Here is a 25,289-nt window from a genome sequence, read left to right on the forward strand (position 1 = left end):
CCAGGGAGAGCCAAGATGATCCGCTACATCGACGAGCTGCAACTCACGGGCAAGCGCACCTTCATCCGCGTGGACTTCAACGTCCCGCTCGACGGCCGGAAGGTGACGGACGACACCCGCATCCGTGAGGCGCTGCCCACCATCCGCCGCGCGCTGGAGCTGGGCGGCAAGGTCATCCTGGCCTCCCACCTGGGACGTCCCAAAGGCGCGGACCCCAAGCTGTCGCTCGAGCCGGTCGCCGTGCGGCTGGCCGAGCTGCTCGGGGGCAAGCACGAGGTCATCCTCACGGATGACTGCGTGGGTGACGGCGTGAAGAAGCAGGTGAAGGAGCTGAAGGAGGGGCAGGTGGTGGTGCTGGAGAACCTGCGCTTCCACAAGGAGGAGGAGGCCAACGACGAGGCCTTCGCGCGCGAGCTGGCCGCGCTGGCGGACGTCTACGTCAACGACGCCTTCGGCACCGCGCACCGCGCCCACGCCTCCACGGCGGGCATGGTGCCCTTCGTGAAGGAGAAGGCGGCGGGCCTCCTGATGAAGAAGGAGATCGAGTACCTGGGCCGCGTGCTCAAGACGCCGGAGAAGCCCTTCGTGGCCATCCTGGGTGGCTCGAAGGTGAGCGACAAGATCAAGGTCATCGAGAACCTGCTGCCCAAGGTGGACGCGCTGCTGGTGGGCGGGGCGATGGCGTACACGTTCCTGAAGGCGCAGGGCGTGGAGGTGGGCAAGTCCCGCGTCGAGGAGGACAAGCTTTCGCTCGCGACGCGCCTGCTCGAGGCGGCGCACCGGCTGAAGACGCCCATTGTCCTCCCGGTGGACCACATCGTCGGCACCGAGCCGACGGAGAAGAGCTCCGCGCAGGAGACGCCGGACAACGCGGTGCCCAAGGACATGATGGGCCTGGACATCGGTCCGAAGACGCGCTCGCTCTTCACGCAGCACATCCGCGACGCGCGCACGGTGGTGTGGAACGGGCCGATGGGCCTGTTCGAAGTGGCGAAGTTCGCCGAGGGCACGCGCTCGGTGGGCACGGCCATGGCGAACAACAAGCAGGCCACCACCGTGATTGGCGGCGGGGACAGCGCGGCGGCCGTGGAGCAGATGGGGCTGGCGGATCAGCTCAGCCACGTGTCCACGGGCGGAGGGGCCTCGTTGGAGTTCCTGGAAGGCCGCGAGCTTCCGGGCATCAAGGCGCTGGAGACGCGGTAGTCTCTGCGGCGCCCAAGCAGCACCACCACATCCACAGCGCTGGGGGAGTGACACATGGCCGTCTCGTCTCGACGTCGGAAGATCGTCGCCGGCAACTGGAAGATGAACAAGACGGTGCCGGAGGCCCTGGCGCTGGTCCGTGAGCTGCGGGGGGCGGTGACCTCCGTGGGAGATGTGGTGGAGGTGGTGGTGGCGCCGACGTACCTGGCGTTGCAGGCGGTGCACGTCGCGCTGGAAGGCGCGCCGTTGCAGCTGGCGGCGCAGAACTGCCACTGGGAGTCGTCGGGTGCGTTCACCGGCGAGGTGTCCGCGTCGATGCTGGCGGAGCTCGGGTGTGCCTACGTCATTGTGGGGCACTCGGAGCGCCGGCAGCTGTTCGGCGAGACGGACGAGACGGTGAACAAGAAGGCCAAGGCGGTGCTGGCCGCGAAGATGACGCCCATCCTCTGCGTGGGCGAGACGCTGGCGGAGCGCGAGTCGAACCGGACGTTAGAGGTGGTGGAGCGCCAGGTCCGGGGTGGGCTCGAGGGCTTCGAGGCGAAGGACGTGGCGGGCTTCGTGCTGGCGTACGAGCCGGTGTGGGCGATTGGGACGGGGCGCAACGCGACGTCGGCGCAGGCGCAGGAGGTCCACGCGGCCATCCGGGCGCTGGTGGGCCGGCTGTACGGCGAGGAGACGGCCGCCCAGGTGCGCATCCAGTACGGCGGCAGTGTGAAGCCGGATAACGCCGCGGAATTGCTGGGGCAGCCGGACGTGGATGGGGCGTTGGTGGGTGGGGCGAGCCTGAAGGTCGGCGATTTCGCGGCCATCATCCAGGCGGCCCGGTAGGGTAGGGCGCGCGATTTGGTGCTATCGGCGCACTGTTTTCTGCAATAAGGTGCGCCCTCTTTTCACGGAACGTTCGGAAAACTCCACATGCTGACCTTCGTCACGATCGTGCACGTCCTCGTGTGCGTGTTCATGATCTTCGTCATCCTGCTGCAGCCGGGTAAGGACGCTGGCATGGGCTCGGCCCTCGGCGGCGGCGCGGCCACGAGTGCCTTCGGTGGTCGTGGCGCGGTGACCTTCCTGAGCAAGCTCACTGGCGTGTGCGCGGCGATGTTCTTCTTCACGTCGCTGGGCCTGTCCTTCGTGGGCCTGAAGTCCTCGGTGGCGGCGGGCGGTTCGATCGCGGCGCCTGCTCCGGCGGCTCCCGCGGCGCCGGCTCCAGCGGGTGAGACGTCGTCTCCGGCGGGTCAGCAGGCGGCCCCTGGGACGGTGGAGCAGCCGCGCGGTGAGGCGGCTCCGGCCGAGGGCCAGCAGGCCCCCGCGCCGACCCCGGCTCCCTGAGGGGCCGGTTGAAACAAATCGGAGCACGCAGCGGTTAGAAACTCGTTGCGTGATCCGAAGCGGTCCTGTAGATGGTCCGCGCAGCAACGCCCAGGTGGTGGAACTGGTAGACACACCATCTTGAGGGGGTGGCGCCGAAAGGTGTGCGGGTTCGAATCCCGCCCTGGGCAATCTCAGAAGGCTCGTAATCCTCCGGGGTTACGGGCCTTCTGCTTTTTTAGCTTCCGGTCATTGCCCCTGTATTGCCCCTCGCCAGCAAGGGGCCGTCGAGGAGCTGCACCGCGTCCTGCTTCACCTGGGGACTCAGGTGCGCGTACCTCATGGTCATGTCGAGCGTGGCGTGGCCCATCAGCTCCTGGATGACCTTCAGCGGCACGCCCCTCATGGCGAGGTGGCTTCCGTAGGTGTGACGGAGGTCGTGCCATCCGATGGTGCTCTTGTCGCGCGTGACGCCCGCCCGCTTCAGCGTGGTGATGAGCAGGTGGTCCATCATTCCCGGGGTGAGGTGCTCTCCGTTCTCCTGGCAGAAGACGAAGGGGCCTCGGAGGTGCCGGTGGGCCTTGAGGGCATCCACGACGGATTGCGGAAGATCCACCGTCCGGGAGCTGCCGCCCTTGGGAGTGCCCTCGACGCCGCGCCAGATGGTCCGCTTGACGTGGAGCTTGGCGCGGACGAGGTCGACGTCCGACCACTGGAGCCCGATGAGTTCCCCCTGCCGTAGTCCCGTCTTGGGAGCTGTCGTCAGCAGGGCCAGGTCCTGAGGCGCAGCGGCTTCGATGAGCCGCTCCACCTCCTCGAACGCGAGGAAGTCGTAGTCGGGCTTCTGCACCTTGAAGAGCTTCACGTCCGGGGCATGAGCCAGGACGCTTTGCTCTTGGGCGAGGTTGAGGAGCTTGCTGAGGACGGCCAGGGCGTTGTTGATGGTCTTCAGGCTCAAAAGCTTGGCTGTACGGACCTTGCGCCTGCGGAGAGCGCGCTTGGAGGCGGTTTCCGAGTGGCCGCTGAGCCGTCGAGGCTTCTTCTTCATCGCGGCCTTGAAGTCCTCAATCTCGGCCGGGCCGATGGCGTCGAGTGCCATCCCCCCGAAGAACGGAATGAGGTGGTCGTCCAAGATCTGCCGCTTGCTCACGACGCTGGAGTGCTTGTTGTTGTTCTCGCTGTAGGTGAGGAATCGCTGGGTGTACTCCTTCAGCGTCAGGGGTTTCGATTCCTCCTTCTTCGTGTCCTCTGGCACTTCCTTTCCGAAGGTCCCCAGCAAGAGGGCTGCACGGACGTCGCGTTCGTACTGCTCGGCACCGCGTCGGGTGTTGACCGGGCTGTCCTTGCGGACGCGCTCGACCTTCCCGTTCGCGTGCTTGAACTTGATGTCCACGAACCACACCTGTTGGTTCCTTCCGTCTTTGTCGGTGTACTTCCTCAGTCTCACACTCATGAGTGGTGCTCCTTGAGTGCAGGACCGCCTTGACCCAGAGAGGACCCTACCAGTGCGTCTCGCCGGACGCGGAGGGCTTTCCCGATGCGGACGACGCCGGGGACGCTGCCGAGCCGGATTGCCTCGTAGAGCGTCTTCCGGTTCACGCGCAGCAAGTTGGCGGCTTCGTCCACGGTGAGGAAGTCCGGGAGAACTGGCGGGCTGTTAGGTGTGGGCGCTGACATGGCTACCTCGGGAAGACGCGGCGGGGCGCGAGGCGACCGAGGGCGTGAAGCCCGATGCCGATGGCGTCCCATACGTTGTGATGGAGCGAGGAGGTGGCGGGCAGCTCCACGCGTAGGTGCTCGGTGGCGTCGAGGCGCTGCTTGATGCGCTCGATGAACGCGTCTGCGTCGAGGGTGCCCTTCCAGTCGCGTGGGTAGACGCTGCGGCGGCTGGCGACGCTCGGCAGGAGACCACCGAGCATGCCGACGACGCCCGCCAGTTGGATGAGGTCGTTCTGGTCGCCCTTCTGGTGCGCGGCGCTGTAGACGCGGGGCAACTCGATGATGAGTTGGTGGGGCGCGTCGCTTAGGCGTGGACGGAGCCACTCGCGGACTGCGAAGGCCATGGAGGCCCACGAGGCCAGCGACATTTCCCCGTCCTGACGCGCGGGGTTCTTCGGGAGTCCGGCCGCCAGGAGCGTTGCGCGCTCGCCAATCGGCATGTCGAACACGGCAACGCCGCAGTGCCGAAGGCCCGGGTCAATGGACACGAGCTTCGCGGGGCGTTGCTCGGAGGGAGTCTCAGGAAGGAGGCAGGTGCTCACTCCTTCTTCAATGGGGACACTTTCCCCGAATGGTTCAGGCAGCCTTGGCCTCCGGCTCCCACACCAGCAACCGCCCGCCCGCGTCCCGCACCGTGGCCGCGTCCTTCGAGAGCACGCGCGAGAGGGCCGGCTCGGCTTCGATGGCGCCCGCCAGGTCCGGAGTCACCTCGCGCATGGCCTGCCGCATGAGTTCCGCCATTCGCTCGGCTGCATCGTGGAGGCGGTTAGGACAGTCCGCGCGCAGCTCCGCCACCAACTCGTCGTGCACCATGAGGACAAGACGCGAGCCCCAGAGAGGGGAGCGACGGTCCGCGTACATCTCCCGGGACACGCGCCACGTGGCCAGCTTCGCACCCACGGCGCCGAGGCCCTGGAAAGGCGTGTTGAGCCACTGGGTGTAGCCGCAACCTCCCCGGAGGATGTTGGCGCCTGGAATCATCACGTCCACGAGCTGTCCGTTACGTGTGAGAGCGCTGGCGCGTCCGAAGAGGGCGCGTTGCTCGGGCCATGCGTCCAGCCACCGGTTGCCGTAGTGGCGCGACACCTCGACGCACGCGGCGCAGACCATCTTCAACTTGCCCTGAACCCTCACCGGGACGCGCTCCACGCCGCATGTGTCCGGTACCTTCGCCAGCAGGCAGAACCGGACGCCGTCCTTGGCGCGTGCGTGGTACGCCATGCCCCCGGCCCCGAGGCCCCCGCCCTTGCCGAAGTTGAAGATTTTGGCGAGCGAGCGGAAGGACGTGGCCGTGGGCTCCTTGGCCTTCACTCGCGGAAGGAGGGTGTCGTAGCTCTCGCCCAAGAAAGTGGCCGCGGCGGAGGTGTGGACGTCTTCCTTGGCCAGCAGAGCTTCGGCCATGCGCGAATAGCCGACATCCCAGATGGCACGTTGAGCCATGGTGCGCAGCTCGAGGCCCGCGTAGTCGACGGAGCAGAACACGTAGCCGGGGCGGGCCTCGTGGCACTCGCGCACGCCCCCGCGCTGGGGAAGTTGCTGGTAGTCGCTGGAAACGCGCGTCGTCGACACCAGCACGTTGAAGCGCGGGTTGAGGGGGACGGTGGTGCCGGCCTCCAACTTGCCCAGGTAGGTGGAGCGGTACTTGTCGACCTTGCCGGCTTTGCCCAGCTCCTCCAGCAGCGCGTCTCCGGAGTCCAAGAGGGTGTCCCTGTCGGTTGCCACCTGGCCCTCGGGGAATCGCGGCGAGGGAGGGGTGACGGGGGGCGTGCCGTTGTAGGCGGTGGTGACAAGGTGGGCGAGGCGCTTGGCGTCCTTCGAGCCGTTGGCGCGGAAGATGCCGGCGGCCTGGAAGCGCGCGCGGTTCGCTCTCCACTCCGCTTCGACGCGGTGGCGCAGCTCCTCGACGCGTCCGGCATCAGTGCGTAGGCCCCAGATGGCAGCGAAGTGGAGCGCGAGCGCGGCGCGGACTTGGTCCGCCTCGGCGTGCAGGTTGCCTTCGTTGGGGACGCTGGACGCGGCGCGCTCTTGGGACAGGTGGACGTCCAGCGTGTAGCGCGCATCGCGCAGCGGGTACTTCAGGGCGCCCTCGGGCCACTGTTCCAGCGGCACGTCATCCAGCTCGCCGTAGCGCAGGCGCCATGCGTCGGGGGCATGCTTGTCCGCGCTGATGTCGAGGCCGAGGTGGCGCCGCACCAGGAGGGCCAGCGGATAGCGGGCGCCCTCGTCATCGCCCAGCGGGCGGCCTGTCTCCGGGTCCACGCCGTGGAGCCCCCGGGCGATGTCCAGGATGGCTTCGCGGATGGCCACGTCATGGAAGCGGCCCGCCTCGGCGGCGGCGAAGACGGCGTCCACAAGTCGCGGGTCATCCGCGCACATGACGCCCAGGTCGTAGGCGAGGTTTGCGCCCGTCAGGTGTACGTCCGGCGTGCGGAGGGCCTCACGGAACCACGTGCGCGCAAGGTCGGCGGAGAGGAGTCGCTCGCTACCCGGTGCTTCGTGGGCGATTGATGCGCAGACGAGCGGCGGCGCCAGGAGTCCGGGCTGAATTGGATAGGTCTCGGTGTCGAAGCTGAAGAGGACGGGCACAACACCGAAAGGCCCGTGACGTGGGCCAGCCGGGCGCCCTTGAAAGGGCGCCAAGACGTCCAGAGCAGAAGGGGGCGTCAGGCCAGGGCGTCAGCGAGCGGCGGGAGCTTCGCGGCGGCGCGCTTGGACTCGATGGCGGCCAGCTCCGCGTCCGTGGGGCTCACGTTGCTCCAGCGGTAGCCTTCGATGACCTTGCCGGGCCTTCCGTCCTTCTCGGGGAGCGTCTTGGGGAAGACGTCGCAGTCCACCAGGAGGAAGGCGCCGGCCTGCTTCGCCTCGGTGAACTTGGCGATGAAGTCGGGCGTGACTTCGTGCTCCTCGGCGCCGGCCAGGGCCATGAGGAACGCCTTGAAGCGTCCGCCCCCGTTCTTCTTCGAGTCCGAGAGGTTCTCTACGTAACTGGCGATGAGGCCGGCCCGCGTAGGCTCGGTGGTTGTGGGCTGGGTCCGTTCGGACGTCACCACTTTGATTTCAGCAATGGCGGAAAGACCCTTGAAGCCGTCCTTGGTGCGGATGGACTGGACCTCCAGGCGGTAGCGTCCGGCCTTGAGGTACTGCGCGCCGACGGCGGCCTGGGCGGTGGCGATTCGTGCGAGTGCGGCGTTGCTCATGTCCCGTGTTCCCGGTCAGGTGGCGAGACGTCGAGAGGACGTCCTCACGTCCCTTTATGGGGACGCTTTCCGGGAGTGGTCCACGTATGGCCTATTGGGGCCAGATGGCGGACAGAACAGAATCGCATTGCGGCGAATGTGTCTGGAATTTTAGGTGGCCGAGGTGCTGAACGGCGTGGTGGGAATGGTAGGTAGTCGAGAGTCATGGTGTAGTTCATGGGAAAGCTGATGAAAACCATCAAGGTAGATGTGAGCTATAGGCCCGTTCGGGTCGGCTGGTGTGTAAGCTCGACGATGCGTTCCGAAATTGAGGCTGCGATAAAGCATAGTCACCTGCTGTGGGGTGGGCGATGCAATCCACTTGTGCCAGTAGATTTGCCGGAGATGGCAGATGAGATTGTGAATGCATTTCAGCCTGACTTGCTGCTTTCGGCGGATGGGTCAGTGGATGCCTATGCGTTCTCGCGGCGTTATGCGTATATGTGGGGGAGTTCGTATGAGTATCGACTGTTTGACGGGGGGTATCGAGGAGTAAAGACATTGCGTTTTGTTGATGTGTTTGAGGCGGCCAGAAGAGTCTATGAGCTGGAGGCTGTTAGGGGAGATGACAGGAAGACGCTTGCTTGGTTTGAATGGGATGAGGCAGACCCACTCGCCAGCGTGCTGCTTGCTATGTTGGGCAGGCTACCGGCGGCAGGAGAGTTGGATGTTCCTTATGAGGATATAATCAAAAAGGAGTTATGGGCGCGCAGTGTTGGTATTTCTGCTGGGGCACCACTGCCCAATGAAATTCTCGGTGCTCGCTCGTTGAATCGGTTGACGATGTTTGATTTGAAGTGTGTTGGGTGGGGATGGCAGGCGTTCTCTGGTTTGTTTGTTGGGGATTCCTCCAATCTTCTGCATGTTCTCCAATACTGGAACGTCAGGGCGTCGGGGCAGAATGTTTTATTCTACGATCCTGCGTTTCCTGAAAGATATCAGTCGCTGTTGTTGTCTGTGATTGGCGCTCACGATGTGACGCTTCCTAGTGGGTTGCCCGGTTTTTCGAATGAGTACAGGAATAATCCTTTCTTGATCTTGATGGGGCGCAATGGTGGGAGAAGGATTGAGCACCCGGCTTCAGTTATTGCAAATCCAGGCCGGCCGACTGTCGTTCGCTTGCCGGGCTTGAAAGCACTGGGTGTGGTTGGTGAAGGAAGGCTAAAGCAGGTGTCATTCCAACTTCCTTCGATGCCGGTGTCAGGCGAGTCGAACGGGCAGAAGTTGATGGTCACGGCTCGGCCCAGGGAATTTACAGGGGAGGATGAGCGGATGGTGTTTGAATATCCTCCTGTGTTGGAGTTGAATCAATATTACTCAGAGAAGGTGGTTGGTGCGGATGGATTCGTTCGTTCTGAGAATGATGGTGTCGGTGTGTTGATCGAGGCGGGTTCGAGTGTGTTGACATTTTATGCTCTTGATGGTCGAGAGTTGGTTGCGAAGATTTTTGAGGTGAGCGGGATTCGGGCCGAGGTGAGTCAGCCTGGATTGGTTGCAGAGAGACTGATTCGACAAATGGGTGGATTGCAGAGGTGTCGAGTTTTCAAGGTGGCCGGGGTTCGCGATCTGATTAGGCGGCATACAGCTAATCAGTCGTTTACTCTGCGCGAGGCAATGGCTTGTATTGGAGGTGCGAAGGATGTGAGGAGTGGAAGGGGATTTGAGTCTTACGGTGACTTGTATATTGAGCCGAGACGTGAGGGCAAATTGAAGCCCCCTGACGTTTTTTCGTTTCTCGTGAAAAAGGAGGTCTTTAGGGTCGGAGTCAAGGTTAGGTGTTCGGCATGCATGCTTGATTTCTGGGTGAGCATTGATGAGATGAAGACCCATTTGAGTTGCGAGTATTGCGGAGCCGATGTGCATGTTGCTCCGCAACTTCGGGATGGAGATTGGGCCTATAGGCGTTCAGGTCTGTTTGGAAGAACAGAGCATCAGGATGGCTCAATTCCTGTGATTCTGGCGCTTCAGTTTCTTGATTCTGAGATCGGTCATCGCGGGGCGTCGGGCGTTGTCTATGCTGCTGCGATGAATTTGAAGTTTGAGGGTAGGGGGATTGACTGTGAGACTGATTTTGTGGCGGTGGCCAGAAATATTCGCGGTGGTGTGGAGTTGGTTGTTGGGGAGTGCAAGGGAGGGAATGAGATCTCGGTCGACGACATTGACAATTTGAATCTGGTTGCTGATTGTTTTGAGGGGAGTGGGATTGAAGTGTATATTGTGCTCTCTAAGGCGTCTGAGTTCACTCCGCAGGAGTTGGAGCGGGTTCGGCTTCTTCCGGATGAAAAGCGGCGACGATTTATTCTTCTCGGCGTGGCAGAGCTTGAATCTTACGGGTTTTCCCCACGCAGACGTGATGTGGTTGGGTATCGAGAGCATTATTCGCCGTTGCGTGATTTGGCCGATGATATGTCGGCTTTGTATCTCAAAGTGTGAGGCGCGTAGATGGCCACTTGGTTGTTAGGATTTTCTGCGGTTGCCCGTCAGTCTGCTGAATGAAGCGCGCTCGCTCGCGAGCCGTGGCGAATGCAGCTGCGAAGTCCTGAGTGTGTAGGTACATCTCCGCCTCGACGCATGGATCCAGTTGGCCGGGCCGATGTGTACGTGCGAGGAGCTGCTCCCACGTGGACCCGTCAGAGGGTGGCGTCACGACGAGATTCCGAGAGAACTGCTGGAGGTTCTTCCCCGTTGCGTGCGCCTTGATGCTCGCCACCACGGAGCGTTTTCCCGTCTCCCGTAGGATGGTCTCAGACGCGGCCTTTCCCCCTCCGTAGAACGGCACACCGGCTGCCTTCGCGATGCGCTCTCCCAGCTCTGGGAACTCGACCCAGACGATTCCCACCCGCGAGCGCGCCCACTCCGCCGCGTCTCTCACCAGGAAGTCCGACACCCAAACCGCCTGGGGCTCGGGCTGGACGGAAGCGTGAATCTCTGCCCACGCCTGCCATGTCGACGCGTGCCAGACTGGCTTATCCCCCTCGTAGGGCGGTGACATGTGCGCGCGGATGGCAGCCTTGGTGAGCAGCCCTGGCGAGTCCAGGTGCTCGCGGCGCTCGCCCTTGAGTTCCTCCCAGACTTCCTTGTTCCATGCCTTCCGTCGCGCGAACCACTGCTCAATCAGCTCCGGCGGCTCGCCTCGCGGGTAGCGCCAGCGGTGGTAGAAGCCCGCCGAGAGTTGTCGCGCGCACGCTACGGCTTGTAGCTGCTCCTGGAACTGCTCTCCGTCCGGACGCTCGCCCGCGTGCGCCAGCTCGATGAGGGCGAGGATCTGCGCGGGCACGGGCCCCAACTTCCGCTCCCGGATGATGAGCGGCTTGTCCAGGGAGCTCTCTTCCGTGGCCACCACGCCGCGCGTTGCATTGCGGCGGCGCTGGAAGCCCTCGCGCACGTGCTCTCCGGGTTCGCAGAGTCGCTCCAGCGTGCCAGGAGGGGCCACCACCTTGCCCGGGTCCAGGGCTGTTCCCCATTCCTCGACGACGTGGTGAGCGAGCGGCAAGGGCGAGCCCTCACCGAGCGCCAGGCGCGAGAGGTGCGCGTAGTCCTTGATGCTCTTGGACGCGAAGGTGCCGGAGAGCGCTACGAGGCGCGTCCGTGGGTGCTTGTCGAAGTAGCGGAGGAACCGCCCGGTGCGCGCGGACCTCGGGTCCTTGAGGTTGTGGGCTTCGTTGAGGATGACCAAGTCTGGGCGGATGCGCTCCAGCAGGTCCGTTGCCTCCTGGCTGGAGAGCTTGTTGTAGGTAATGACGTGGAGGACCGGCAGGCCCACTCGGAACCACCTGCCGCCCGCGAGGTTGGGAAGCCGCCAGTGCGCGCCGTAGTAGCTCCACTCGGCCTCGAATTGCGGCAACAGGTTGGCGGGGATGAAGAGGACGGCCACCCGACAGCCCGGCATCACCATGGGCATCAGGAAGGTAGTCAGCTCCTTCCCATGGCCTGTGCCGATGGGGCCAAGGAGCCCGCCCACGCGTGAGGCTTCCAGAAGAGCGTGGGCCTGTACCCGTCGCAACCGTATGGGGCACGGTCGCGGCGGGGACATGCTGGCGCAGTTGCACGGCCCCAGAGGCGCGCGGAGCTGGGTCTCCAGGGCCTCGACGTCCGCCGCCGAGTACGAGGTGGCGAGGTCCCGCCGAGGCAGGGCGAGGATGCGGCCGAGGTCCGCCGAGTAACCCACGGGAGAGCGCCCATAGACCGGCGGACGCTCCACGGGCATGGGACTGGAGGGCGTGGGTGTGACGCCCAGTCGTTCAAGCAGCCGCATCCCAAACACCGTCAGCGAGCGCCACGCACGAAGTCACCCGGACCGCACAGCGGCTCCAGGGCTTCCACGGCGATTTGCAGCAGCTCCGAGTGTGCGAGGCCGAGGGCGGCGTAGGCCCGAGGGGTGGGCGGCGCGTTGCGGATGGCCATCGCGAGCGCGCCCTTCCAGCGGCCGTAGCCCAGCGCGCTCTCCCCACCTGCGAAGCGCAGATCCTCGACGCCGCCGGCCTCGCTCACCTGAGAGGCGACCTTGGCCACGTACTCGGACAGCGATTCCGCGGCCATGTTGGGGACGCAGTCCACGAAGAGTCGCAGGCGCTCGCCCTGGGCGCTCGGCGCGCTCGAGGCGGTGGTGGCCTTGTGCTCTTCGACGGGCGAAGAGGGGACCGGCGCGGCCTGGACCTTCGGCTTGCGCCCGCGACGCTTCGGCGCGGCCTCGGTGGCGATGGTGGGCGATGCGGCGGGAGCGTCCGGGGGCAGCACGGCGGCCACCTCGGCACCCGGGCAGGACACATGCAGCACGTCTCCCGAGCGAAGCTTGCTGGTGTTCTCCATCGTCAGTGTCGCGCCGCACCTGTCGCACGTCCCGAGGGCCTCGGTGGATGTGACGGGAACGGGCGGGGGCACCAGCGGGAGCTGCGCGGCGGTGTCGGAGGCCTGGCTCTTCGGCATGAAGCGATTCAGCAGGGACATGGTGCGTTCTCCTGAGATGCACTGCGCTTTGAAGGGGCACCCGCCGTACTTCTGGCAGGCATTGAAGTTGGGGGACACGTCAGCGGCGCGCGTGGCTCGGGCCACCTCGCTCATGCTGCGCACCATGGGGAAGACCTTCTGTGTCCACTCGCGCGTGACGTCCTCGACGCGCACCGTGGCCATGACACTCACGGCACGCCGGGCGCCTCGCGTTTGAAAGTAGAGGTGCTCCAGCTCCAGCACGCGGACGCCAGGGAAGCGCGCTTCCGAGAGGGCAGCCCAGACGCCGTAGCCCACCATCTGCAATCCGGATTCGGTGCTCGCGTCCACCAACTGCGAGGGCGTCGCGGCGTAGCGCGCCACGTTGGACGAGAACTTGTGGTCCGTGACGCGCAGCACGCCATCCGCGAGCCGGCGCGGGTTGATAAGGTCGATGTGTCCGACGAAGGGGACGCCGTCCGCCGACAGGGTAGGGGGCGTGCCGAAGGACTCTTCCACCAGGAGGTCGTCGCCTGGAGTTGGAAGCAGGTGGAGGCCCGCCCGCGCGATGTCGCCCAGGACGTCTTCCCCCGTGCGTAGGTAGTGCTCCAGTTGCGCGTGTCCCTCGACGCCAAGGGCTTGGGCCTTCGTCTCAGGCTCGGGCAGGCGCAGCACCTTGGCGAAGTACCAGCGACGCGGGCACAGGCTGAATTGCTTGAGCTGCGAGACGGAGAGGAAGTGGAGCACGCCCCCGTCCACGGCTCGGCGCCGGGGCAGGCTCGCTTGCGAGGCGTCAGCCTGCATCGGGCGCCTCGGCCGTGATGAGCGTCTGCCGAGAGAGCTCCACGTAGGGGGCGTGTTGCTCGATGCCGACGACGGAGCGCCCAGCCTTCAACGCGGCAGCGCCCACGGTGCCAGAGCCGAAGAACGGGTCCAGGATGAGGTCGCCGGGCCGAGTGATGTAGCGCACCCACCAGTCACACAGTGCCTCGGGCGTGGCCGCGCCGTGGCCCTTGGCGCCCCCGCTGGTGACGCTGTTGCCGTTGGAAATCGGCAGAAGATTGTAGGGCGTGACGCCGCCGCGCTCCGCGACGGTTTCCACAATCTTCCCCGCCCGGACGGACATGCCCGAGGGGGACACGCGGCGGGCGCGGTTGGCGTACTTGAGGCGCGCCATGGACTCGGAGGGCGTCCACAAGACGGCGTCCTGGTTGCGGTAGCACTTGGCCGCGCCCAGCCACACGCACGCCTTCACCGAGGGCCGCATGAGGCCATTCTTCCGCTGGCAGCTTCCGGTGGGCGGTGTGCTGATGTTCCACCACCAGACGTCTTGGACGAGGTTCCACTCCCGCGACGTCCAGGCCATGAACTCGAACAGCCACGGCCGCACCCGGCCCACGCGCTCGCTGTTGGCCTGGAGGACGAAGACGGCGGAGCCGGTGGGCTTCAGGAGGCGTCGCACCTGACCGATGACGTCACGCATGAGCCCGTGCCACTCCGACTCGGAGAGCCGCCCATAGTCACGGTCGATTTCCGCATAGGGCGGGTCGGTGATGATGGCGTCGAAGCTCGCGTCCGCGAATGACGCCATGACGTCGACGCAGTGGCCCGCGAAGAGTGTGGCGCGGTGGGTGTCGTGAACTGGCTGCACACTCTCTTGAATGGGGATACTTTCCGCGAGTGGCCCATGTGCTTCACGCTTTGGGCATTCTCGAGGCGGTGACCACCGGGGCGGGAGCTGTGCGCGCCGCACCGAGGGATTGCTGAGGGGCGTAGCGGATGTTCTCCGGCGGCAGGTAGACCCACGTTGGGACGCCGGCAATCCGCCGCTGGGTGCGTTGGAAGCCCAGGCGCCGAAGTGAGCGGCCGATGTCGAGGCGCACGCCGCGCGGAATCTGCCCAGGCGTCGTGAGGAGAAGCGCGTCGCGGGCCACCAGCTCCGTCGTCACCTCGTTGCGCTTCTCGGGCGGCAGGCTCAACACCCACTGGAGAATGGTGTCGTCTGGCCCTCCGTCCGTCTCACTTCGCTCCTGCGCGTGACTCTCCGCGCGCTGGGCCTGCTCCTCCTCCAACCACCAGTTCTCACCCCGCTGGAAGCGGGCCACGGCCTCCGCCCAGAGCTGGCCCCTGTCTCGCTTGAGTCCTTCGATGTCGATGCGCGTGCATCGCACCGGCCACCAGCGGCGGTAGCCGCTCGCGTCCGCGCGCAGGTACTCCAGGGAATTTGTCGTTCCCACGAAGACGCAGCGGCGCGGTGTCTTCACCGTGACGCGTCCGTAGGGTGGCCGGTAGGTGTCCTCGTTGCGCGAGATGAAGGCCTTGAGGTCCTCGGCCTCGGACGCGCGCAGCGTCGTCACCTCGGCCAGCTCAATCTGCCAGTTGCGCCCTGCCAGGGCCGCGCTGTCCTTGTCGCGGATGTTGATGGGGGCGTCGCAGAACCATTCACCTGCCAGGACGCGGAAGGCGGTGGACTTCCGGATGCCCTGGGGGCCTTCGAGGATGAGCACCGTGTCCACCTTGCAGCCCGGCTCCAGCGCGCGCGCCGCGGCGCTGATGAGCCACTTCCCGCTGATGGTGCGCAGGTGCTCGGCATCCCCCTGGGCGCCGAAGTAGTGCTCCAGGAGGGTGTCCGCGCGAGGGACGCCGTCCCAGACGAGGCCCTCCAGGTACTCGCGCAGCGGGTCATAGGTGTTGTTCGTGGCGACCTGGCGCAGTACCTCGCGCACGTGCGCGGGGCGCGGGTCCATGCCGAGCTGGCCGTACTCGCTTTGCTGAATCCAACAGGCGATGCGTCCGTCTAGTTCGTCAACGGGCGTGTCGTCCGGCAGGGGGCCTCCTGCGTACTCCATGTGCTTGGTGACTTCGTTGAAGCGGATGGTGCCGCGCCACTCGGGCGAGTGCGTCAGGACTGTGAAGAGGTTGGCCTCGTTGTTCTTGAGGCGCTTGCCGTCCTTCGCTTCGTAGGAGATGAGCGCGCGAGTCCACTCCTCCTCGGCAACGTCGGAGGATGGGGCACCGTCTCCCTTCGCGGATGCGGGTGTCTCGCCCCTCGGCCTGCCCTGGAGTGAGGTCCACAACGCCTCGTTGTCCGCGCTGCGCTGGGCGTCCCCCTGGAGGCGGCGCTCACGGTGGCGGCGCAGCTTGAGGCGGGCCTGTTCGCACAGGTGCTCGGTGCCCTCGCCCCAGTCCGTCGCAGCGAAGCAGGGACGGAACACCTCAATCACGGCCTCCTCGGGCGTCTCCGTGGGAAGGACATAGGCGGCGCAGGACATGAGCACGTTGAGGGTGTTGTCTTGCAGGCCGACTTCCGCGAGCGGCTCCCCGGCCAACACGCGGCGGATGAGGACCCGGTGCTCTGGCTTGCGGACGCGGCGCAGCTTGGCGCGCAGCTCGAACAGGTCCGCCGGTCCTTGAGCCATGCCGGGTATGGAGCTGGGCGCGGGGGGAGGGGAGGGCGCGGGGCGCACCGTGGCCAGGAGGGCGTCGACGTCGAGCGCGCGGCCTTCGGTGTTGCTGGCGTGGGCTTCGTGTTCCCCCGAGTGATTGGGCAGGAAGTAGATGCGCGAGAGGTTCCGCGTGTTCGGGTCCGCTGGCATCTCCAGCAGGCGTTCCGCGGCCTCACGTACCCGGAGCCACTCGGCGGGCAGCACGGGACGCGTCAGGGGGACGATGATGCGCAGGCTGGTGTGTCCAGGCCGGTGGCCGTGCGTCGTGTGGACAATGGCCGCGTAGCCTTCGAGTCGCTCGTCTGTCCTGGCGAGCTGCTCCGCTGTCACCCCGTCCAAATCGAAGACGGCCACCGTCACCGCGCGGACCTCGGCATCCTTACGGAGCGGGCCAATGTCGACGGGAGCCCAGGCGCGCTGGGCCAGCTTCGTGGGGCAGCGGTGCCCGACGCACGGTGCGCAGGGCGTGACGGCATGGGTGGAGAGCAGGTGCTTCAGCTCTCGCCACGTCACCTCTTGCGTCTGGGGCTGCGTGTCCTGGACGCCGTCGAAGAAGGCGACGCGGACGCGGGTGTCCTCCGCGAAGGACGAAGGGCTTCCGGCAAGGGGCGGTTTGGTGCAGGTGGTCACGCCTCTTGTTTATGGGGACGCTTTCCGCGCGTGGCCCAGGGCCCCGGCATCCGAGGGTGTCACTGTCCCCATCTGTCATACGACTCGCCTTATCTATGCTCTGGGATAGATGGTGTGTGCTCCCCTCAGTTCATATGATACATCATCTTCTTCATACCCTAAGTATAGAGAGCTAGTGACAGGGACACCGGAAGGTGACGCCTGCCGCCGTTGAGAAAACTCACGTCGGGCTGGGCCACGCGCGGAAAGCGTCCCCATTGAAGCTGGTGATGGCACTCCACACCGCTTCGCTCCATTGCCGGAGCCCCGTTGTCAGACCCTCGATGTTTCATGCGACAGACGCGGTTGCTCCGCCGTCCGCGCCCTCTTCGCGGAGGTGCCGCGCGTCGATGTGTCTCGGGGATGTTTCACCCGTGCTTGACGCGAGCCTGCCCTGGGCGAAGTCGCCTTCGCTGGTGGTGAATTGGCAGGCGTCTTGCTCAACCTCACCGATTCCCTTGCAGGGGTGCGTTGTCTCGCTCCTGTCTCACGTCGAAAGGGGAGTCTATGCAGTGCCGTGGTAAGCACCCATGGCAGCGGTTGGAGCAAGGCCGCGGCGCCAAGGCGAGTCGCACGCTGAATCCGTCTCAGGGCCGGGACGCACCGTCCGCCCTGTCGCGCGTGGTGGAGGAGTTGGCGCTGGAGATTCTCCGGTTGCGCGACGAGGGGGCGCACTTCTCCGCGCGGCGTCTGTCCGGGGAGCTGCTGGTGCAGATGGAGCCTGCGCTTCGCACGCTGGTGCGGCGCTTCGCGAAGTCTCGCGGCTCGCTGAGTGTCGATGACCTCGTCCAGGTGGCGCGCCTCGAGGCCGTGAAGGCCCTGGACACGTACCGGCCCGAGAAGAAGGGGAGTCAGTGCTTCGTGTCGTGGGCCACGTGGCGTGCCCGGCGCGTGCTGCGTGAGCACGTGCGTCTGCATGCGGTGGACGTGCGTCCCTCGGATGCGGCGCAGCGGGGCCGCACCCGGAGCGGGAGGACGGACGCGCCCACGGCTGTCATCAGCCGTGACGAGCCCCGGGAGTCGCAGTCCGGCGCGGAGCTGGAGGCCCATGACGCGGCGCGGGCAATGGAGTACCTGACTGCGGAGGAGCTGCTCTCCGTGGGTGAGCAGGTGGCGCGCATGTACTTCGCGCTCGCGGAGATGGAGCCGCTGGTGCGAGAGCTCGTGTCCCGTGTCTATGGCCTGGGGCGCACGCGACAGAGCATCCGCGACCTGGCGCGCGAGTGGGGCATGCCGAGGTGGCGACTCGACGCCTTGCTGGCGCGTGCGCGCGTGCGGTTGCGCCGCAAGCTTGAGGAGGAGTGATGCCGGTGCTCGTCGCCAGGAAGGGCGGGCCGTGCGCGGCGTGTGGCGCGCCCATCCTGGAGGGCGAGCGAATCACGTACACCCTGGAGACTGGCGCGCGTCACCTCGCGTGTGAGGACCGCGTGCCGGAGCTGCGTCGCAACAGGTACGCGGCCCGGTGCGCCCTCTGTGGCTTCCTGCTGCGAAAGGGCAGGGGAAGGCTGGACGTGACGGAAACGTGTGAGGGCGGGGCCTTCTCGCGCGTCTGGCGGGTGTCCTGCGTGGACGCTGCTGCCTGCCACGCGCGGCTCGCCCGGGCCCCGCAGTGAGAACTTGTCCTACATGTCAAAATGTAGGGCCGGACTTTGCGAGCCCCCCGGGTCCAGATTTTGGACGAGGGCCCAAATCCTGTCTTGCTCGGCGGACCCCCACGCTCGAAAAAGTTTCAAAAAACGGCAGGGCCCTGAGTTTTGCCGGGCGTAACCGCGAAATCCTCCGCGAAACCGCCCCCATTCCCTAGAGGAATGGCCCGTCCCTCCAAGCTGACCCCCGAGTTGCAGGCCGAAATCTGCGGCCACCTGGAGCGCGGCCTCTTTCGTCGCGCCGTGGCGGGCCTCGTCGGCGTCAATGAGCAGACCCTCTCCCGCTGGTTCCACCGGGGCGCGAATGAGCAGCGCGGCCTCTACCGGGACTTCCACCTGGCGGTGAGCGCGGCGGAAGCGAGGTTCATGCAGTCCGCCACGGACATGCTGATGTCGGCGGCTTCGCACAACCCCAAGCACGTCCAGTGGCTTCTGTCGCGCCGCTTCCCTGAGTTGTACGGCCGCCGGGACAACGTCGAGGTGCAGGCTCCCGAGGACAAGGCCGCCGATGAGCGGGCCCTGCGCGAGCTGCTGATGGACCGCCTCGGTCGCTTCCTGCCGGATGCGCCGGAACCCGAGGCGAGCGCGGCTGCGGATGGCGAGGGCGACGATGCACTGTGAGCCCAAGCGCCCGCGCTTCTCAGTGCTGGTGGACCACCTCGCTCCGGAGGAGTCCCCTGCCGCGTTCCTCGTGAAGCAGGCCCGCACGCGTCAGGGCCTCGCGCGTCTCTTCGGTCGGCTCACCCATCCCGAGGTGGAGACGCTCGTTCACGACCTGGACTTCTGGGCGCGGCGTGAGCAGGTGCCGCCAGCCTCGTTCGCCACGTGCTTCATCATGGCGGGCCGGGGCTTCGGCAAGACATGGAGCGGTGCCCGCTGGGTGATTCAGAAGGCCCGCGAGGCGAAGATGATTGGCGCACTCATTGGCCCCACGGCGGCGGACGTGCGCGACACCATGATTCGCGGCTCCAGCGGCATCCTCGCCCTGTCGCCTCCGTGGTTCATGCCCGTCTATGAGCCCAGCAAGCGGCGGGTGACATGGCCGAACGGCGTCTACGCCATCTGCTACTCGGCGGATAAGCCGGACCGACTGCGCGGGCCCAACTGCGGCTGGGCGTGGGGCGATGAGCCCGCGTCCTGGAAGCATGAGATGGCGGCGCTGGACCAGCTCCCCATGGTGCTGCGCATCGGCACGGTTGCGAACCCGCCCCAGCTCCTACTGACGGGGACACCCCGCCCGCTGCGGAAGCTGGAGGAGTTGCTCTTCTCCGACGCGGAGACGAAGGCGCTTCGGCCAGGCGTGGTGCTGCGGACGGGTTCCTCGCTGGCCAACCGCGCCAACCTGGCGCCCAGTGCCGTTGCCACCATGCGCGCGTTGATGAACACGCGCTGGGGGCAACAGGAAGTCCTCGGCAGGCTGCTGATGGACGTGCCGGGCGCCATCTTCGGCTCGGCGCGGTGGGGACGCGTGGAGGCGGACGCTCATGAATACGCGCGTGGGCTGGACCGGCGCATCGTCTCCGTGGACCCCGCGCCCACGAGCGAGACGGGCTCGGACGAGACGGGAATCATCGTCCAGGGAGTGAGAACCAGTCCCGTCCTGGGGACGGACGGAGCGTCACTCAAGCGCGTCTCGGTGCTCAAGGACGCCAGCCTCCGGGGCTCGCCGCGTGAGTGGGCCGCCGCCGCAATCCGTGAGTACCTGGCCTTCGAGTGTGACGCACTGGTGGCCGAGGTGAACTCGGGCGGGGAGATGGTGGAGACCACGATTCAGACGGTGGCCTCCGAGATGGGCGTCCACGTCAACGTGAAGCCGGTGCGTGCTCGCGAGGCGAAGAGCAAGCGCGCCGAGCCGGTGAGCGCGCTGGCGGAGACGGGGCGCATTGAGCTGGTCGGGGCATTCCCGAAGCTCGAGGCGCAGCTCTCCAAGTTCAGCGGCATCAACGGCCGCCGCGATGACCGCGTGGATGCGCTGTTGTGGGGCGTCCATGAGCTGGTGTTCGCGGATTCCTTCTTCTGTCTGTGAGGGTGGTGATGGGCTTCTGGGAACGGATGAAGGCGGCGGTGAGTCGCGAGCCCCGCAAGGGAACAGGGCTGGAGCTGGCGCGCTGGCAGCAGGCGCCGCCGCGTCGGGGCACCGCACAGCTCCTCGCCGCCTACCGCGAGATGCCGTGGTTGCGCGCGGTGGTAGACGTGGTGGCCGACTCGGTGGCAGGCGTGCAGTGGCGCGTCTACCGCCGCGTGCAGAAGGACGGGCATCCCGTGAAGGACTATGCGCTACGGAGCGCGACGCGCGAGGTCCGCTCCGGGCGACTGAAAGCGATGTTGGAGGCGGGCGAAGCCCAGGAGGTTCCGGACCATCCCGTCCTCAAGCTGCTCTCGGACCCGAATGACCACCTGACGGGCCGCTCCGTGACGAAGCTCGTTCAGGTGTACTTGGACCTGGTGGGCGAGGCGTTCCTTGTGCTGGAGCGCGTGGGTGGCATACCGGTGGGCTTCTGGCCGGTGCCACCGAGCACCGTCACGCGCCTGCCTGCGCTGGACGTGCCGCGCGAGCAACGCACTTACACCGTGACGGTTGGCAAGGTGTCGCGGGAGATTTCAGCCAGTGACGTGTTGCACCTGCGCAACCTGGACCCCGAAGACCCACTGGGGCGCGGCATCGGTCCGGCCTACGCGTTGGGGGACGAACTTGATACGGACGAGTACGTGGCCCGGTTTCTCAAGACGTCCTTCTGGAACAACATGCTGCCGCCCGCTATCGCCTCGATTGAGGGTCTCTCCGATGCGAACAGCGCGGGGGCGCGTGCCTTCAAGGAGTCGCTGGCGCGCGAGCACCAGGGACCGGATAAGGCGGGGAAGCTACTCATCACCAGCGGCAAGGTGACGTTTGCGCGTCTAGACACGAGCTTCAAGGACATGCAGCTCGTGGAGCTGCGCCGCTTCCTGATGGATTTCATCCGGATGACCTTCCGCGTGCCCCCGGAAATTGTTGGGGACATCTCCAGCTCCAACAAGGCCACGGCCTTCGCGGCGCGGGAGAACCTTGCCGAGCAGGCGACGCTGCCGCGAATGGAGTTCCTGCGCACCGAGTACCAGATGCGACTGGTGCCGCTGCTGAGCGACGAAGGGGCAATTCTCGACTACGACAGCCCCGTTCCAGCAGACCGCGAGCACCAACTCCGTGTCATGGGCACGATGCCGGAGGCATTCAGCTATGACGAATGGCGAGAGCTGGCGGGGCTTCGTCCCGATCCAAACCGGCAGGGCTACCCACTCCTGCTACCGGGCCAGACGACGGGTGGACAGAATGAGCCAGCCTCAGAGCTTTAATTTAAACATGAAAATCGAGATGGTCGACCGGTGATGTTGCGGGACCGAAGCGCGTGTCTTTCTGCCAAGCACGGTCACGTCGCTCTTTTCGACGAACTAAGACACGTCCGCGACGTCCTCGGAGCGGAAATTGGATCACATGGTATTGGCGCGCAGATGACTCTGGGCGCTGCCGTGGGCCCGCAACAAGCGAGCCGACACCAATGCAAGGTATTCCCACGATGCCGTCGCGGCTGAAGTGAGATATCTGCGTTTCGTGGACATGGCCGTGTAGATACATCGCGGCTTGGCCGTCGAGAAGCCGCTCCAAACACCATCCCTCGACTCCGTCGTGCTGGTTTCTTAGGCGAATAGGGCCATGGTGTCCAACGGCAATGAATCGCTTTGCCGTAGCCTGGGCTTTCTGGAGACCGTCAATTAGAGCTGTTCGATCCACATGAGGCGTATCGGAGAAATGGTGCATGCCAATGATCGTGTCAAGAGCGAGGATTCCGATAGGCAAGTCCTTGGGTTCAAGAAACTGGAACCGTTCCTGAGTGACAGATGGGTAGTTTGTTTTATAGAAACGATGGTAACTGTCTCGGAAGTTAGAGATGGCCTGTTGTGCTGTTTCTTCCGTCGGGAGGATATAGCCGTTGGGGACGACAACCAGTCCTGGTCTCTGCTTTCCATCTTCTGGGACGGTGCCGCGAGTTAGCTTGAAGTTGCCTGCGGAAGCTGCCTTCCAATTGATGTCGTGGTTTCCGGGTACGACAATGATTCGCTCGCGGACCCCGTTCATGAGCTTGGTGGCAAGGTCGTCGAGGAACTGCTCGGCCTCCTTAAATTCATCTTCCGTTGCTTCTTGCGTGATGTCTCCGGACAAAACTATCAGATCGAAAGGGCCGTCGTTGAATGTCCTGATGGCTGCGAGAAGGTCGTTTAGGACTTCTGGGTTGGAAACTTTCTCGTCATTTGTTCGGTGGAGGTCGGAGATGTGTAGGATCTTGATGTAGTCCGTCAGGTCGTCAGGTGGTACTATGGAATGAGGCGTTGTTGTTTGTTGTTTGGTGGTTGTGAGGCCTGTGGTTGGGAGGCCGAGGCTTTCAAATCTGTTTCTGAGTAGCGGGCTTGAGTCGGGGAAAGTGATTGATATGAGCTTCTGCGAGGCCTCAAGTACGCGCGGTTGACCTCGAACATGCTCCAGTGGGTCGGCCTCCTCACCATATGCGGCGAGAGCCTCGGCCGCCGCCAGGATGTTCTCAAGAAGTTCGATTGTAGTGCCAGCCACTAGGTATTTTGCTTGCTCTGGATAGTTTGCCGCGAGAGCTAATCCGAGGCCTGATAGATTTTCGGTTCGATTAATTAGGGTCGACCAAGCGGTGTGTGCATTCCCAAAGAGTTTGTCGATATCGTCTTTGGGGAGCCCGTTTCTTAGCCCGATATTGAGAGCCGCTAGCGCATCGGAAAACGCGCTGATGGCGTTTTGAGCCTCGGCCTTGGCGCTCCGAATTTCGGGCATTGCATTCAACCAAAGAGGGCTTTCCATGCGCGGACCTACTTTCGAGCTTGAGCTGCGAGTTGTGCGATTTGACGTCGAAGCTCGGCATTCACGTCGGACGCGTACTTGTACGTGCCTGCTCGTGGGCAAAAGCGCCGAACGATTTCACCCGTTTCTCGATCATTGGGCTCGCGACCATTCGCTCGTACGAACTCGGAAATCGCACGGACAATCTGGTCAAGCTGATAGTCGTTGGGTTCCTCGGGAGGAAGGCCATAGCGAATCTTCAAATAGTGTCCCAGTTCTCTCACGTAAAGCTCCTTTGAACTAAGTGCCTACTTTGGGGTTTGAGTGAAACGATCAACCAGATAAGGATATGGCAGGGAAGCGGTGACGTCGAGAGCTTCTTTTTGTACGAGAACCCCTCGCTGAGTGGGGTGTTTCTGCCTCACCAATGACCCGAACGGTACGGGGCCTGCTGCCATGTTGGTCGCTCCGCGCCACTTGAGGAAAGCGTCCCCATAAAGAGAGGTGAATGCCTTGCCCTCTCTCCAGAGCCCGCCTCTTCACAGTTCAGAAGGACGCCCCTGAGCCCGTCGAGGGCGCACCGAGGCTCCACACCTTCCGCGCCAACGACGGCGACTTTGACCGCTACAACGACCGGTTGAGCGTCCAGGGCTGGATGCTGGACGCCTTCAACGCCAACCCCGTCGTCCTCTACAACCACGACGACGGCTCTGGCGGCATCTTCGGCACCGGCCGCAAGGACGTCCTGCCCATCGGAAAGGGGCGCGCATACGTCCAGGGCGATGCCCTGCTGGTGGACATCGAGTTCGACCAGGAAGACGACTTCGCCCGGAAGGTGGAGAGCAAAGTCGCGCGCGGCATTCTGAATGCTGTGTCGGTGCGCTACCTCATGCACCAATACCACGAGAACGAGCGCGGCGGCTTCGACTGCGAGCAGCAAGAGCTACTCGAAATCTCCGTCGTCACGATTCCGGGCAATCAGCGTGCGGTGAGGATGAAGGAACTGGCGGACGAGCGCGCCGCCTTCATCAAGAACGTAGCCGAGGCGGTGGTAGTCACTCTCGATGCGCGCGAGCGGAGCATGGCCGCGCCCCCTCCAGTCCCCGACGTCAACGCCTTGGCCAAGCACACGGCCGAGGCCCTCTTGCAGCACCTCCAGGAGAGCCGATGACCCCCGAGCAGATGCAGGAAATGGCGAAGTCCCTGGGGCCCCTCGTGGCCGCGCAGATGATGGAACAGGCCAAAGGCCAGAGGGATGGGCTAGCGGGCCTTCTTGGCGCGAAGGCCAAGCCCGAGGACAACCAGGTCCCCGGCATCCTAAAGAGCCTGAACGACTTCGGCGCGTACCTGAAGGCCGTGGTGAACGCGGGCCGCAACCCGACGCGCGAGGCGGTGCTGGAGCAGGCCAAGCGCTTCGGTGGCGCCGACGTCCAGAAGGCAGTGCAGGAGAGCGTCTTCTCCTCGGCGGGCGTCCTGGTGCCAGTGCAGGAGGCGGGGGAGATGATTGAGTTCCTCCGGCCGGACTCCGTTGTCCTGGCGCTGGGCGCGCGTCCCGTGCCCTTCAAGGGAGAGCTCCACTTCGGCAAGAAGACGGGGAGCGTCACCTTCAAGTGGATTGGAGAGGGCGAGAAGGTGGAGAAGTCCCAGCCCTCTCACGGCAAGGTCGTCCTCAAGGCACACAAGGCGATGATTCTCGCGGACATCTCCAACGACCTCCTGCGCAACCCTGCGGTGGGTGACACGGGCGTAGCCGAGGACTTCCGCGAGGCGGCAGCGGATGGCATGGACGAGGCGGCCCTCAACGGCGACGGCCAGGGTCCCAATCCCAAGGGGGTCCTCGCGCAGATGGACTCCGCGCACTCGAAGGCCCGCAGCGGGACGAGTGCGGACCACTACCTCGCGGACGTGGACGGCATGGTGGAGGACGTCCTCAAGGCCAACATCAAGCTGCGGCGTCCGGGCTTCCTGCTGCACCCGACGCGAGAGACGGCACTCCTCGGCTTGAAGGACGGCGGCACGTGGATTTTCCGGGATGAGATGCTCAACCGGGGCACGCTGCGCGGCTTCCCCTACAAGGCGTCCACGCGGATTGCGCCGAGCCGCATCCTGTTCGGCACGTGGGACCAGCTCCTCTATGGCGTGGATACGGAGCTGGTGCTGTCCGAGCACGACGTCCGAGCCGAGTACGACGAGACGACGCTCCGGGGCATCTGCCGAGGGGACTTCAAGCTGCGGCACGACAAGGCTTTCTCGGAGCGCAAGGGCTACTGAGCCCGTGGCCTCACCAGGAGACACG

Annotated in this window: 21 protein-coding genes and 1 tRNA gene; 12 read left to right on the top strand and 10 right to left on the bottom strand. The window is 65.0% G+C overall.

Annotated features, from left to right (window positions below):
• Nucleotides 1-15: 15 nt before the first annotated feature.
• The 4 genes from LXT21_RS19365 (at nucleotide 16) to LXT21_RS19380 (ending at nucleotide 2,702) form a co-directional block, all read left to right on the top strand.
• On the top strand, nucleotides 16-1,203 hold the full coding sequence (locus LXT21_RS19365; RefSeq protein ID WP_254039613.1) for a phosphoglycerate kinase: 1,188 nt from the start codon (nucleotides 16-18) through the stop codon (nucleotides 1,201-1,203).
• Nucleotides 1,204-1,257: 54 nt separating this feature from the next.
• The gene (gene tpiA, locus LXT21_RS19370) at nucleotides 1,258-2,031 is read left to right on the top strand and encodes a triose-phosphate isomerase (protein WP_254039614.1); all 774 of its coding nucleotides are present in this window, start codon (nucleotides 1,258-1,260) and stop codon (nucleotides 2,029-2,031) included.
• A gap of 87 nt (nucleotides 2,032-2,118) precedes the next feature.
• A complete protein-coding gene (gene secG / locus LXT21_RS19375; protein ID WP_254039615.1) occupies nucleotides 2,119-2,532 on the top strand; it encodes a preprotein translocase subunit SecG in 414 nt (137 codons plus the stop codon).
• A gap of 88 nt (nucleotides 2,533-2,620) precedes the next feature.
• Nucleotides 2,621-2,702, top strand: a tRNA-Leu gene (locus LXT21_RS19380).
• A 47-nt stretch (nucleotides 2,703-2,749) separates the two neighbouring features.
• Here LXT21_RS19380 and LXT21_RS19385 read toward each other — a convergent pair.
• From LXT21_RS19385 to LXT21_RS19405, 5 genes are all read right to left on the bottom strand, one after another.
• A complete protein-coding gene (locus LXT21_RS19385) occupies nucleotides 2,750-3,964 on the bottom strand; it encodes a tyrosine-type recombinase/integrase (RefSeq protein ID WP_254039616.1) in 1,215 nt (404 codons plus the stop codon).
• Entirely contained in the window at nucleotides 3,961-4,260 is a 300-nt protein-coding gene (locus LXT21_RS19390) for a helix-turn-helix domain-containing protein (RefSeq protein ID WP_323394677.1), read from the bottom strand. The genes LXT21_RS19385 and LXT21_RS19390 overlap by 4 nt, the downstream gene beginning before the upstream one ends.
• Entirely contained in the window at nucleotides 4,191-4,574 is a 384-nt protein-coding gene (locus tag LXT21_RS19395; protein WP_254039618.1) for a hypothetical protein, read from the bottom strand. The genes LXT21_RS19390 and LXT21_RS19395 overlap by 70 nt, the downstream gene beginning before the upstream one ends.
• A 232-nt stretch (nucleotides 4,575-4,806) precedes the next feature.
• A complete protein-coding gene (locus tag LXT21_RS19400) occupies nucleotides 4,807-6,816 on the bottom strand; it encodes a DNA polymerase (RefSeq protein ID WP_254039619.1) in 2,010 nt (669 codons plus the stop codon).
• A 77-nt stretch (nucleotides 6,817-6,893) separates the two neighbouring features.
• On the bottom strand, nucleotides 6,894-7,427 hold the full coding sequence (locus LXT21_RS19405) for a hypothetical protein (protein ID WP_254039620.1): 534 nt from the start codon (nucleotides 7,425-7,427) through the stop codon (nucleotides 6,894-6,896).
• Between the two features lie 216 nt (nucleotides 7,428-7,643).
• On the opposite strand from LXT21_RS19405, the gene LXT21_RS19410 reads away from it, so the two are divergent.
• Complete coding sequence (locus LXT21_RS19410) at nucleotides 7,644-9,899, top strand: hypothetical protein (RefSeq protein WP_254039621.1); 2,256 nt, start codon at nucleotides 7,644-7,646, stop codon at nucleotides 9,897-9,899.
• On the opposite strand, the gene LXT21_RS19415 is transcribed toward LXT21_RS19410, so the two are convergent.
• From LXT21_RS19415 to LXT21_RS45395, 4 genes are all read right to left on the bottom strand, one after another.
• Complete coding sequence (locus tag LXT21_RS19415; protein ID WP_254039622.1) at nucleotides 9,889-11,427, bottom strand: DEAD/DEAH box helicase family protein; 1,539 nt, start codon at nucleotides 11,425-11,427, stop codon at nucleotides 9,889-9,891. The two genes, LXT21_RS19410 and LXT21_RS19415, sit on opposite strands and share 11 nt — an antisense overlap.
• A gap of 305 nt (nucleotides 11,428-11,732) precedes the next feature.
• The gene (locus LXT21_RS19420) at nucleotides 11,733-13,196 is read right to left on the bottom strand and encodes a PD-(D/E)XK nuclease family protein (RefSeq protein ID WP_254039623.1); all 1,464 of its coding nucleotides are present in this window, start codon (nucleotides 13,194-13,196) and stop codon (nucleotides 11,733-11,735) included.
• Nucleotides 13,186-13,983, bottom strand: a complete 798-nt coding sequence (locus tag LXT21_RS19425; protein ID WP_254039624.1) for a DNA-methyltransferase — start codon at nucleotides 13,981-13,983, stop codon at nucleotides 13,186-13,188. The genes LXT21_RS19420 and LXT21_RS19425 overlap by 11 nt, the downstream gene beginning before the upstream one ends.
• A 103-nt stretch (nucleotides 13,984-14,086) precedes the next feature.
• A complete protein-coding gene (locus tag LXT21_RS45395) occupies nucleotides 14,087-16,468 on the bottom strand; it encodes a virulence-associated E family protein (RefSeq protein ID WP_254039625.1) in 2,382 nt (793 codons plus the stop codon).
• Between the two features lie 546 nt (nucleotides 16,469-17,014).
• Between LXT21_RS45395 and LXT21_RS19435 the strand changes: the two genes are divergently transcribed.
• The 5 genes from LXT21_RS19435 to LXT21_RS19455 all read left to right on the top strand — a co-directional run bounded on the left by LXT21_RS19435 (nucleotide 17,015) and on the right by LXT21_RS19455 (nucleotide 21,486).
• On the top strand, nucleotides 17,015-17,812 hold the full coding sequence (locus LXT21_RS19435) for a sigma-70 family RNA polymerase sigma factor (protein ID WP_254039626.1): 798 nt from the start codon (nucleotides 17,015-17,017) through the stop codon (nucleotides 17,810-17,812).
• Nucleotides 17,812-18,120 (top strand): hypothetical protein, encoded by a 309-nt coding sequence (locus LXT21_RS19440; protein WP_254039627.1) that lies wholly within the window; start codon nucleotides 17,812-17,814, stop codon nucleotides 18,118-18,120. The genes LXT21_RS19435 and LXT21_RS19440 overlap by 1 nt, the downstream gene beginning before the upstream one ends.
• Before the next feature lie 195 nt (nucleotides 18,121-18,315).
• Nucleotides 18,316-18,774, top strand: coding sequence for a hypothetical protein (locus LXT21_RS19445; RefSeq protein ID WP_254039628.1), 459 nt, complete (start codon nucleotides 18,316-18,318; stop codon nucleotides 18,772-18,774).
• Nucleotides 18,764-20,179, top strand: coding sequence for a terminase large subunit domain-containing protein (locus tag LXT21_RS19450; RefSeq protein WP_254039629.1), 1,416 nt, complete (start codon nucleotides 18,764-18,766; stop codon nucleotides 20,177-20,179). Before LXT21_RS19445 ends, LXT21_RS19450 begins: the two co-directional genes overlap by 11 nt.
• Nucleotides 20,180-20,187: 8 nt before the next feature.
• Complete coding sequence (locus LXT21_RS19455) at nucleotides 20,188-21,486, top strand: phage portal protein (RefSeq protein ID WP_254039630.1); 1,299 nt, start codon at nucleotides 20,188-20,190, stop codon at nucleotides 21,484-21,486.
• Nucleotide 21,487: 1 nt separating this feature from the next.
• Here LXT21_RS19455 and LXT21_RS19460 read toward each other — a convergent pair whose 3' ends face one another.
• The gene (locus tag LXT21_RS19460) at nucleotides 21,488-23,014 is read right to left on the bottom strand and encodes a metallophosphoesterase family protein (protein WP_254039631.1); all 1,527 of its coding nucleotides are present in this window, start codon (nucleotides 23,012-23,014) and stop codon (nucleotides 21,488-21,490) included.
• Nucleotides 23,015-23,648: 634 nt separating this feature from the next.
• Here LXT21_RS19460 and LXT21_RS19465 point away from each other — a divergent pair.
• Both LXT21_RS19465 and LXT21_RS19470 read left to right on the top strand, forming a co-directional pair.
• A complete protein-coding gene (locus LXT21_RS19465) occupies nucleotides 23,649-24,164 on the top strand; it encodes an HK97 family phage prohead protease (RefSeq protein WP_254039632.1) in 516 nt (171 codons plus the stop codon).
• Nucleotides 24,161-25,264, top strand: a complete 1,104-nt coding sequence (locus tag LXT21_RS19470) for a phage major capsid protein (protein WP_254039633.1) — start codon at nucleotides 24,161-24,163, stop codon at nucleotides 25,262-25,264. Before LXT21_RS19465 ends, LXT21_RS19470 begins: the two co-directional genes overlap by 4 nt.
• Nucleotides 25,265-25,289: the final 25 nt, after the last annotated feature.

Origin of the sequence: Myxococcus guangdongensis, from assembly GCF_024198255.1 — a bacterium.
GTDB lineage: Bacteria > Myxococcota > Myxococcia > Myxococcales > Myxococcaceae > Myxococcus > Myxococcus guangdongensis.

Excerpts from the sequence above, each read along its gene's own strand:
- LXT21_RS19365 (WP_254039613.1), top strand. The coding sequence starts at position 16 with ATGATCCGCTACATCGACGAGCTGCAACTCACGGGCAAGCGCACCTTC.
- tpiA (WP_254039614.1), top strand. The coding sequence starts at position 1,258 with ATGGCCGTCTCGTCTCGACGTCGGAAGATCGTCGCCGGCAACTGGAAG.
- secG (WP_254039615.1), top strand. The coding sequence starts at position 2,119 with ATGCTGACCTTCGTCACGATCGTGCACGTCCTCGTGTGCGTGTTCATG.
- LXT21_RS19385 (WP_254039616.1), bottom strand. The coding sequence starts at position 3,964 with ATGAGTGTGAGACTGAGGAAGTACACCGACAAAGACGGAAGGAACCAA.
- LXT21_RS19390 (WP_323394677.1), bottom strand. The coding sequence starts at position 4,260 with ATGGGACGCCATCGGCATCGGGCTTCACGCCCTCGGTCGCCTCGCGCC.
- LXT21_RS19395 (WP_254039618.1), bottom strand. The coding sequence starts at position 4,574 with ATGGCCTTCGCAGTCCGCGAGTGGCTCCGTCCACGCCTAAGCGACGCG.
- LXT21_RS19405 (WP_254039620.1), bottom strand. The coding sequence starts at position 7,427 with ATGAGCAACGCCGCACTCGCACGAATCGCCACCGCCCAGGCCGCCGTC.
- LXT21_RS19410 (WP_254039621.1), top strand. The coding sequence starts at position 7,644 with ATGGGAAAGCTGATGAAAACCATCAAGGTAGATGTGAGCTATAGGCCC.
- LXT21_RS19420 (WP_254039623.1), bottom strand. The coding sequence starts at position 13,196 with ATGCAGGCTGACGCCTCGCAAGCGAGCCTGCCCCGGCGCCGAGCCGTG.
- LXT21_RS19425 (WP_254039624.1), bottom strand. The coding sequence starts at position 13,983 with ATGGCGTCATTCGCGGACGCGAGCTTCGACGCCATCATCACCGACCCG.
- LXT21_RS19435 (WP_254039626.1), top strand. The coding sequence starts at position 17,015 with ATGCAGTGCCGTGGTAAGCACCCATGGCAGCGGTTGGAGCAAGGCCGC.
- LXT21_RS19440 (WP_254039627.1), top strand. The coding sequence starts at position 17,812 with ATGCCGGTGCTCGTCGCCAGGAAGGGCGGGCCGTGCGCGGCGTGTGGC.
- LXT21_RS19445 (WP_254039628.1), top strand. The coding sequence starts at position 18,316 with ATGGCCCGTCCCTCCAAGCTGACCCCCGAGTTGCAGGCCGAAATCTGC.
- LXT21_RS19450 (WP_254039629.1), top strand. The coding sequence starts at position 18,764 with ATGCACTGTGAGCCCAAGCGCCCGCGCTTCTCAGTGCTGGTGGACCAC.
- LXT21_RS19455 (WP_254039630.1), top strand. The coding sequence starts at position 20,188 with ATGGGCTTCTGGGAACGGATGAAGGCGGCGGTGAGTCGCGAGCCCCGC.
- LXT21_RS19460 (WP_254039631.1), bottom strand. The coding sequence starts at position 23,014 with ATGGAAAGCCCTCTTTGGTTGAATGCAATGCCCGAAATTCGGAGCGCC.
- LXT21_RS19465 (WP_254039632.1), top strand. The coding sequence starts at position 23,649 with ATGCTGGACGCCTTCAACGCCAACCCCGTCGTCCTCTACAACCACGAC.
- LXT21_RS19470 (WP_254039633.1), top strand. The coding sequence starts at position 24,161 with ATGACCCCCGAGCAGATGCAGGAAATGGCGAAGTCCCTGGGGCCCCTC.